General features: G+C 35.7%; 9 protein-coding genes. 1 reads left to right on the forward strand and 8 read right to left on the reverse strand.

What is annotated here, in order from left to right; genetic code table 11:
* Positions 1–91: 91 nt before the first annotated feature.
* A complete protein-coding gene (yyaC, locus tag BMX40_RS09820; RefSeq protein ID WP_090869323.1) occupies positions 92–709 on the forward strand; it encodes a spore protease YyaC in 618 nt (205 codons plus the stop codon).
* Positions 710–878: 169 nt separating this feature from the next.
* On the opposite strand, the gene BMX40_RS09825 is transcribed toward yyaC, so the two are convergent.
* The 8 genes from BMX40_RS09825 to BMX40_RS09860 form a co-directional block, all read right to left on the reverse strand.
* The gene (locus BMX40_RS09825; protein ID WP_090869325.1) at positions 879–1,586 is read right to left on the reverse strand and encodes a DUF554 domain-containing protein; all 708 of its coding nucleotides are present in this window, start codon (positions 1,584–1,586) and stop codon (positions 879–881) included.
* 104 nt (positions 1,587–1,690) lie between these two features.
* Positions 1,691–2,527 carry a ParB/RepB/Spo0J family partition protein gene (locus BMX40_RS09830; protein ID WP_090869327.1) on the reverse strand — a complete coding sequence of 279 codons (837 nt, stop codon included), beginning with the start codon at positions 2,525–2,527 and terminating at the stop codon, positions 1,691–1,693.
* Entirely contained in the window at positions 2,508–3,281 is a 774-nt protein-coding gene (locus BMX40_RS09835; protein ID WP_090869329.1) for a ParA family protein, read from the reverse strand. Before BMX40_RS09835 ends, BMX40_RS09830 begins: the two co-directional genes overlap by 20 nt.
* Before the next feature lie 181 nt (positions 3,282–3,462).
* Positions 3,463–4,320 carry a nucleoid occlusion protein gene (noc, locus tag BMX40_RS09840; protein ID WP_090869331.1) on the reverse strand — a complete coding sequence of 286 codons (858 nt, stop codon included), beginning with the start codon at positions 4,318–4,320 and terminating at the stop codon, positions 3,463–3,465.
* Positions 4,321–4,759: 439 nt separating this feature from the next.
* On the reverse strand, positions 4,760–5,482 hold the full coding sequence (gene rsmG / locus BMX40_RS09845) for a 16S rRNA (guanine(527)-N(7))-methyltransferase RsmG (protein WP_090869333.1): 723 nt from the start codon (positions 5,480–5,482) through the stop codon (positions 4,760–4,762).
* Positions 5,483–5,725: 243 nt separating this feature from the next.
* Positions 5,726–7,612 carry a tRNA uridine-5-carboxymethylaminomethyl(34) synthesis enzyme MnmG gene (gene mnmG, locus BMX40_RS09850; RefSeq protein WP_090869335.1) on the reverse strand — a complete coding sequence of 629 codons (1,887 nt, stop codon included), beginning with the start codon at positions 7,610–7,612 and terminating at the stop codon, positions 5,726–5,728.
* A 105-nt stretch (positions 7,613–7,717) separates the two neighbouring features.
* A complete protein-coding gene (mnmE, locus tag BMX40_RS09855) occupies positions 7,718–9,094 on the reverse strand; it encodes a tRNA uridine-5-carboxymethylaminomethyl(34) synthesis GTPase MnmE (RefSeq protein WP_090869337.1) in 1,377 nt (458 codons plus the stop codon).
* 214 nt (positions 9,095–9,308) lie between these two features.
* The gene (locus tag BMX40_RS09860) at positions 9,309–9,545 is read right to left on the reverse strand and encodes a YozQ family protein (RefSeq protein ID WP_090869338.1); all 237 of its coding nucleotides are present in this window, start codon (positions 9,543–9,545) and stop codon (positions 9,309–9,311) included.
* Between the last annotated feature and the right edge of the window lie 432 nt (positions 9,546–9,977).

Below are 9,977 nucleotides of genomic sequence, written 5' to 3' on the forward strand. Positions count from 1 at the left end.
GAATTAACAACTGCCAATTTTTCTGATATCAATGTATAAAACGTAGATTTTTTCCGTATACTAATATCAATATGTGAGCGGAGGAAAACCTATGAATCTAAAGAGTCATTTCCAAACAAAAAATGATACAATAAGAATGCTATATTCTGAACAACGTTTATGCGAGACAATTAGTGAAAAAATCACTTCTTGGCTACCTAATTCTCCACGTGAGTATGTAGTTGTATGTGTAGGTACGGATCGTTCTACTGGCGATGCATTAGGACCTTTAACCGGGTCGTATTTAGAAGAACATAAACCGAGACATTTAAGTGTGTATGGAACATTACATGATCCTGTTCATGCAACGAATTTACAAGAGAAATTAGATTTAATTTATGAAAAGCATCGAAACCCATACATCATTGCAGTCGATGCATGTCTAGGGAAAAAGAATTCTGTTGGGCAAGTAATTGCAAGTCAAGGAGCATTAAAGCCTGGAGCAGCACTTAACAAGACACTCCCAAATGTTGGGGAAATTCATATAACGGGGGTAGTAAATATAAGTGGGTTTATGGAATATTCCGTATTACAAAACACACGCCTTTCTCTCGTTGTTGAAATGGCCAAGCAAATTGCAGGTTCTTTAGACCTAATTGATCAGAAACTAGCCTATAACCGAATATCTCCAGCTGTTGTTATCCAACAAGTGAAAGAGAAATTATTATAAGTGAACTTACAATCAGTAGGGTTTTCTTCACCCCCGACTGATTGGTAGACAAACGATGCAGATATTTGATTTTCGTTCACTTTCATATTTAATAAGAAAAGACTGCTCCATTTTTTCGGAACAGTCTCTTCTTTTTTATTTCATTCGATTTAGTATTACATTGTCATCTTCAAACAAATAAATGATAGACATAGTAGATTGGTACAACTGTAATAACTGCCGGTAATAGATTACCAACACGAATTTGTATTATTTTTAATAAATTTAATCCGATGGCTACAATTAATAGTCCACCAACAGCTGTTAATTCGATAATAAGACCATTTAATACTTCTTCTGGTATCCACCTGTCTATCTGTGTAGCGAGTAATGCAATACCACCTTGGTAAACGACAACAGGAATAACTGAAAACACAACCCCGAACCCTAAGGTTGTTGTTAATACTAGTGCGACAAAGCCATCAATAACCCCTTTTGTAATTAACACCTCATGATCACCACGCAAACCACTATCCAACGCACCAATTACTGACATTGCTCCTATCACAAATATTAAGGAAGCTGTTACAAATCCTTCGGCGATGCTAAAGTTTTTATTTTCACTTACAAATTTGCTTCCAATCCAGTTACCTAAGCGATTCAGTCCTTCTTCGAGGTGCAGGAACTCGCCAATTATAGCACCGGTAAGCAAGCTTAGAAGAACAACAATAATTGCTTCTGTTGAAAACGCCATTTGCATACCTATTAATATAACGGCGAGTCCAATTCCATGCATTACTGTTTCTTTATATTTCTCTGGTATTTTCGTAAAAAACAAACCTAGTAATGTTCCTACTACAATTAGTATTCCATTAATTATCGTTCCATATAACGCCATAGCTACAGCCCCAATTAATAATTTCGCAATGTTTCACGTGAAACATTATGTATAGATAAAGACTGGAATAAGGTTAGTTATCCCAGTCTATCGCAACCAATCATCTAATTCTCTAATACTTCAATTATTCTTTCTAAATCATCTTCCGTATAAAATTCAATTTCTATTTTACCCTTCCTTTTTCCTCGCTGAATGGATACAGCCGTACCCAGTCGGTCACGCAAAATAGATTCTCTTTCCTGTAAGAATATATCTTTTGTTGGTTTTTCTTTCTTTTTATTAGGCTTTTGATTTAAAAGAACAATCAACTTTTCTACTTGCCGCACATTAAGTTTCTCTTTCCGAATCTTGTCGACAAACGGAAGTACCTTCTCTTTATCTTTAATTCCAAGTAAGGCTCTACCATGCCCCATAGATAGTTCACCATTGTTAATATACGCAATGACTTGATCTGGCAAACCTAATAGGCGTACCATATTAGCAATATGGGATCGGCTTTTTCCGAGTCTTTTGGCTAATTCTTCTTGGGTAATGTTTAATTCATTCATTAAATTGGAATACGCATATGCTTCTTCAACTGGGGTTAGATCTTCCCGTTGTAAGTTTTCAAGTAAGGCTAACTCCATCATTTTCTCATCTGTTAACTCTTTGATGATAACAGGAATATCTTTTAACCCTGCTTCTTTTGCAGCACGGTACCTTCTCTCCCCTACTACAATTTCGTAGCCTTTAATGCTTTTTCTTACAGTAATTGGCTGAATAATCCCATACTCTAGAATGGAATCCTTTAATTCTTCAATAGCTTCTGTATCAAAGGTCTTTCTTGGCTGATACGGATTTGGTCGACATTCTGTAACAGGAATATGCTGAACGGTATCTGTAGCTTTTTCTTCAATTTCAGGAAAAAATGCATCAAGGCCTTTACCCAACCCTCGCGCCATTACTAATCACTTCCTTCGCTAATTCAAGATAAACCTCTGCCCCCTTAGACTTCGGATCATACGTAATAATTGGTTCACCGTGACTTGGCGCCTCTCCTAATCGCACATTTCGAGGAATTACAGATTGATAGACTTTATCTTGAAAGTATTTTTTAACTTCTTCGATTACTTGAATACCTAAATTTGTTCTCGCATCAAACATCGTTAAAAGAACACCTTCAATCATTAATTCTTTATTTAAATGCTTTTGAACTAATCGAATGGTGTTTAGTAACTGACTTAACCCTTCTAATGCATAATACTCACATTGTACAGGTATTAAGACAGTATCTGATGAAGTCAGTGCATTAATAGTAAGTAGTCCTAGTGATGGCGGACAATCTATTATGATATAGTCATAGACTTCTTTTAAACTTTCTAATGACTTTTTCAAACGTATTTCACGTGAAATCGTTGGTACTAGTTCTACCTCTGCCCCTGCAAGTTGGATGGTTGCCGGGATTATATCTAAGTTTGCAACATTTGTTGGCACACAAACTTCTTCTGCGGGTAGATCTTCAATTAAAACATTATATACACACTTACTCATATCTGCTTTATTTATTCCAACACCACTGGTTGCATTTCCCTGTGGGTCAATGTCCACAAGCAGTACTTTATTTCCTAGTTGTGCTAAACAAGCACTTAAATTCACTGATGAAGTTGTTTTTCCGACGCCACCTTTTTGATTGGCGATGGACATAATTTTCCCCATACTTTCACCTACCCAAACAATATACTATCTATTTTATCACTTTTTGTAACGTAAATCCTATTAATTTTACATTTTGTTAGAAATATGTAAATTAATATGCGTAAATTAGGTATATTTACTCGCTTTATAGTAAATCAATTACCAAATAAATCCCCCATCCTATGCAAGATGGGGGGAGAGATTATTTCTTTTTCGGTATTTTAATTGTAATTTGATAATAATCATCCAAGTCTTGTTCATCTGACTCTAAGTCAATTCCCGTATCAGAAACCATACTTAATGATTGACGTATAGTGTTCATTGCTATTCGTATATCTTTGTTAACACCCTTTAACTTAGGGCGCTTTTTCTTCTTCTTTTCCTTCGCTTGATTTAAATTAGCGATACGCTCTTCAGTTTGTTTAACATTTAAATCATGTTCAATAATTTCGCTTAACAACTTAACTTGCTTTTCTTCCTCATCAAGTTTTATCAATGCGCGGGCATGTCGTTCTGTAATTTGTTTATTCAACAACGATTGTTGCACAACTTCCGGTAATTTTAGTAAACGAAGTTTATTGGCAACAGTCGATTGATTTTTTCCAAGTCGTTGAGCTAATGCTTCCTGTGTTAGATTATGCATTTCCAAAAGTTTAGCATAAGCTACTGCCTCTTCAATTACAGTAAGTTCCTCTCGTTGTAAGTTCTCAATTAATGCTACGGAAGCTGTTTGGGTATCCGTCATATCACGAATGATTGCCGATACATTTTCCCACCCTAACGATTGAATAGCACGCCATCTACGTTCACCGGCAATAATTTCATATTTTTCATTATCCAACTTACGAACAACTATTGGTTGAATCATACCATGTGTATTAATAGTTTGTGCTAATTCTTTAATCTTCTCTTCATTAAAGATCGATCTTGGCTGATATCGATTCGGTTCAATCGCTTGAACAGGAATCTCTATTACTTCGTCTTGGTGATAAGATTCCTCATCTAGTTCAGAATCTTCCTTTTCCCCTAAACCAAATATACGGTTAAATGGATGCACCAATAAACACCACCTTTTTTTACAATAAATTAGGATGAACGAAATGACAAGAACTTTATGAACGGGATTTCTCTTTCTATATTAAAATGTTTCACGTGAAACATTCTTGTATGTATCAATAACAATCTATCAATCTTATAAAATTATATCCTATAAAATTAATATAGCTCCTATCCTCTTATTTTACCATAATATCAATAAGAAAGGTATCAAACAACTATTTATTTTTCAGTGTGATAATTTCAAATGATAATTATAGTGAAAAGAAACGTTTTATTACTAAATCTAGTTAAGCAAGTCTATAGAATAACTTAGATTAGGAAGCTTTAACTAAGACAGGCATTTATAGAGAAGGATTATCTTGAGAAAAGCGATAGCTGTTAAATATAAACGCTTGAATTCAAATGAATTCAAGCGTTTAACAATAAGCGATATGATTCTATTAGGATGATTCAATTGGCTCTTTATTAGGAGTACCTGGTTTTCTAGGGAATTTTTTCGGTGTTTTTCTCTTTTTGTCAATAATAACAATTGACCGTTCACTGTCTTCCATTGGTAATGAAAATGTATGAGACTTTGCCACTTCCCCTCCGAACAATTCAATGGCATTGTTCGCAACAGAAATTTCTTCTTTCGCTTGTGAACCTTTCATTGCAATAAATACACCATTAACTTTACAAAGTGGCAGGCATAATTCGCTTAATACAGACATTCTCGCCACAGCACGTGCCATTACAATATCAAAACTTTCCCGAAAGGAGCTGTTTTTTCCAAATGTCTCCGCGCGATCATGGTAGAACGCCACATCTGTTAATTCTAACTGTGCAGCTAAGTGATTTAAGAAACCAATTCGTTTCTTTAATGAATCAACAATTGTTACTTTTAAATCTGGAAAACAAATTTTTAATGGAATACTAGGAAAACCAGCCCCTGCTCCTACATCGCAAATGTGTGAATTCGTATTAAAGTCATGATAAAAAGCTGCAGATATCGAATCGTAGAAATGCTTCAAATATACGTCTTCCTCTGAAGTTAAAGCAGTTAAATTAATCTTTTCATTCCACTCAACGAGTGTATTGAAATAGATTGAAAATTGCTCTAATTGACGTTTAGTGAGAGTTATACCTTGTTTTTCTAACTCAATGGTAAATTGCTCTGGATTCATCAGGATATCTCCTTTATTAACAAGTAGTAATTAACTATTTTAACTTAGAATAAAAGTAGAAGCGACTAGTTAAAGACAAATGGGATGGACTGAGCGGTTGAATGAACAAGCTGATTAACAAAAGCACAGGAAAAAGCCTTTTCTCTCCATTATAAGTCGTTAAGTGGATGCTTCCACAGTTATTTATATGTATTGCAAGAAGTCGACCTTTCACAAATGTCGACTTCTTACGAATGCTATTTCTTAATTAGCTAATTTCGCTATTTTTCCCTGCTCAATATATACTAGAAGTATGGAAATATCAGAAGGATTTACTCCTGAAATTCTTGATGCCTGACCAACTGAAAGCGGTCTTACCTCTTTAAGCTTTTCTTTCGCTTCGGTTGCAATACCGCTTATATCATCATAATCTATTTTATCTGGTATTTTCTTGTCCTCCATTTTAAGCATGCGTCCTACTTGTTCATTAGCTTTTTTAATATAGCCTTCATACTTAATTTGGATTTCTACCTGTTCCTTAACCTCTGAAGTTAATTTAGGATTAAGCTCAATTACTTTTTCAATTGCTTCATATGAGATTTCCGGACGTTTTAGAAGATCATAAGCCTTTACAGCATCTTTAAGTGGCGTCGCATTTGATGCCTCTAACATTTCTTGTACCTCTTGTGTAGATTTCAAAACGATTTTTGATAAACGCTTTTTCTCTTCTTCCACAAGCTCTTTCTTCTCTTCAAATTTTTCATAGCGTTCTTCAGAAATCAACCCTAATTTATACCCGATTTCAGTTAAACGTAAATCAGCATTATCGTGACGCAATAATAAGCGATATTCCGCACGGGATGTTAATAATCGATATGGCTCTTTCGTTCCTTTTGTTACAAGATCATCGATTAGTACTCCAATATAAGCTTGTGATCGATCTAATATTACTGGATCTTTCCCTAATACTTTTGCAGCAGCATTAATTCCTGCCATTATCCCTTGAGCTGCTGCCTCTTCATAACCAGATGTTCCATTGATTTGTCCAGCTGTATAGAGGCCACTAATTTTCTTTGTTTCTAATGTTGGCCATAACTGGGTTGGCACAACAGCGTCGTACTCAATTGCATATCCTGGACGCATAATTTGTGCATTTTCTAATCCTGGTACGGTTTTGATCATTTCATGCTGAATGGATTCTGGTAATGATGTGGATAAACCTTGTACATAAACTTCCTCTGTATCTCTTCCTTCTGGCTCTAAGAAAATTTGATGACGTGGTTTATCATTAAATCGCACGATCTTATCTTCAATAGAAGGACAGTAACGCGGACCAGTACCTCGCTTCATTCCAGAGTACATTGCAGATAGAGTTAAATTATCATCAATGATTTTATGCGTGAATTCATTCGTATACGTCAACCAACATGGAATCTGATCTGTAATAAATTCCGTTGTTTCATAGGAAAACCCTTGGGGCTTTTCATCTCCTGGTTGAATCTCTGTTTTTGAATAATCAATTGTATGACTATTTACACGAGGAGGTGTTCCGGTTTTAAAACGAGTAATTTCAAAGCCTAGTTCCTCAAGATTTTCTGATAGCTTTATGGTTGGACGCTGGTTGTTTGGTCCACTTTCATATTCCAAATCCCCCATCAACACTTTCCCACGCATAAAAGTACCTGTCGTTACAATAACGGTATCTGCATAATATGCAGCCTTTGTTTCTGTAATAACACCTTTACATACTCCATCCTCAACAATTAGTTCATCTACCATACCTTGGCGTAGCGTTAAGTTAGGTTCATTTTCAATGATGTGTTTCATTTCTTTTATATATAAAGGCTTATCTGCTTGTGCACGTAACGCTTGCACAGCTGGACCTTTACCTGTATTTAACATACGCATTTGAATATGCGTTTTATCAATTACTTTCCCCATTACCCCACCAAGAGCATCGATTTCACGTACTACGATACCTTTAGCAGGTCCACCAATTGATGGGTTACACGGCATAAAAGCAATCATATCTAAATTCAACGTCAACATTAATGTTTTGGCGCCCATTCTAGCTGCTGCTAACCCAGCCTCTACGCCAGCATGACCGGCACCGATAACAACCGTATCATAATGTCCTGCATTGTATACCATCGTTTTCATCCTTTCTAATATGAGAAATCACTAGAAATATTTCTCTACATAAAACCTTTCATTTAACTTTACCAATATAAATAGAAAAGCTTGAGAACAGACCTGTTACTTCCCTAAACAAAATTGAGAGAATAGCTGATCAATTAAACTATCGCTTGCCGTATCACCAATAATCTCTCCTAAGAACTCCCATGTTCTCGTTACATCAATTTGAACGATATCCAATGGCATTTCCATTTCTAGACTAGCTATCGCATCTTCTAATGCTTGTTTTGCTTGATTTAATAACTGTATATGGCGCACATTAGAAACATAAGTCAGATCACCAGTATCAATATCCCCAGCAAAAAATGTCTTTGAAATAGCTGACTCTAATTCGTCTATTCCTTCTTCTTCTATTAAAGAAGTCGTTACAATCGGCTGTTGCTCTGCATATTGCTTTACTTCATCAAGGTCTAACTTTTGAGGTAGATCTGTTTTATTAATTATAACGATATACTCTAGCCCTTTGACTGCTTCGAACAATTTTCGATCTTCTTCAGTCAATTCTTCATTATAATTAAGTACAAAAAGGATCAAATCGGATTCTTTCAAAACCTTTCTTGAACGTTCAACCCCAATTTTCTCCACAATGTCTTCCGTTTCTCTTATACCAGCAGTATCAACTAAACGAAGTGGTACTCCTCGAACATTAACATATTCTTCTATTATATCTCTTGTCGTACCTGGGATTTCTGTAACAATTGCCTTGTTTTCTTGGATTAAGGTATTCATTAAAGAAGATTTTCCTACATTTGGTCTTCCGATAATGGCAGTAGCTAATCCCTCTCGCAAAATTTTACCTTGCTTCGCCACTTGTAGTAATTCTTCAATTTCATCCCGAACCTGTTTTGTTTTTTCACGCATCATGTCATGGGACATTTCTTCTACATCATCATATTCTGGATAATCAATATTAACCTCTACATGGGCGACCGTTTCTAGTAAATCCTGACGATATTTTTGAATCAAACTAGACAATCTTCCATCCATTTGTTTCAAAGCGACAGACATAGCTTTATCCGTTTTAGCCCGAATTAAATCCATAACCGCTTCAGCCTGAGATAAATCAATTCTGCCATTTAAAAAGGCACGTTTTGTAAATTCTCCTGGTTCTGCCAAGCGAGCTCCTTTACTCAAGAGAATCTCTAATACACGATTAACAGCTACCATGCCACCATGGCAATTTATCTCTACTACATCTTCACGAGTAAACGTTTTTGGTGCACGCATTACCGACACCATTACTTCCTCTGCAACTTCATTCGTATCGGGATCCAGTATTTTTCCATAGTTAATCGTATGTGAAGCTACATTTAATAAATCTTTTCCTTCATACACTTTAGAAGTAATCTCAATTGCTTCCGCACCGGTTAACCTTACAATTGCAATCGCTCCCTCACCAACAGGAGTCGATATCGCAGTAATTGTATCTGTATCCATTAGTTTCACCTCCAAAATACAATAATATTTATATATCAAACATTATTAACATCATTTTATTTTAGCAACTTATTTTTATCGTCACTAACTTAATAGAATATCACAATTTATTTTAAAAGGAAAGTTATCCACATATAGAAAATACGATGGGAAAACGATTATCCACATGTGAATAACGTATTCCCATCGTATTACTAGTTATCAACAGCTTTTATTAAAATCCTTTTCGTGGGATATCTTCCCCATCATGAGATTTTAGTTTGCTTTGCTCCTCGACTTGATCAATTTTTCCATCTACTGTGCCTTCGGTATACGTATCTGATGCTTGCTCATGGGTAACGGCCATTCCTTGATCTAACTCTTGGTTACTTTGGTAATCCGATACATTATACGTTTTATCAGCTACTTTTTTAGCATTTTCAATGGTTTCACGTTTATTATTTTTAGCCATTCTTCACCCCTCCTTCTCTCTATTTTTTACAGTGAATGCTAAACTTATGAATTATTATTGCATCAATTTTTGTTTTCAAAACGATTATTTTTATCTAAAGTTTTACTACATAGTAGATGTATTATGCGACGTAATGATTTGTTAAATTTGCTTTCAGTAATTGATATATAAAATGAAAGTTCAAACCGCCGCTTCGGAAATTTCACTACGCTTTCCGCGGGCTCGCGATAAGCCTCCTCGCTCACAAAGAACGCTCCCTGTGGGGTCTTATCGTCTTCGCTTTCCCGCAGGAGTCTCCGTGAATTTCCTTCGCTAGTATGAATTTTTTTATCGTTTATATGGTTAAAACAAATACAGTGATTGGAGAGAAGGGCAGTCGACTCCTGCGGGAACAGCACGTGTCCGAAGATCCCGCAGGAAGTGGTTTTTGCT

It is taken from the genome of Oceanobacillus limi (assembly GCF_900111445.1).
GTDB lineage: Bacteria > Bacillota > Bacilli > Bacillales > Amphibacillaceae > Ornithinibacillus > Ornithinibacillus limi.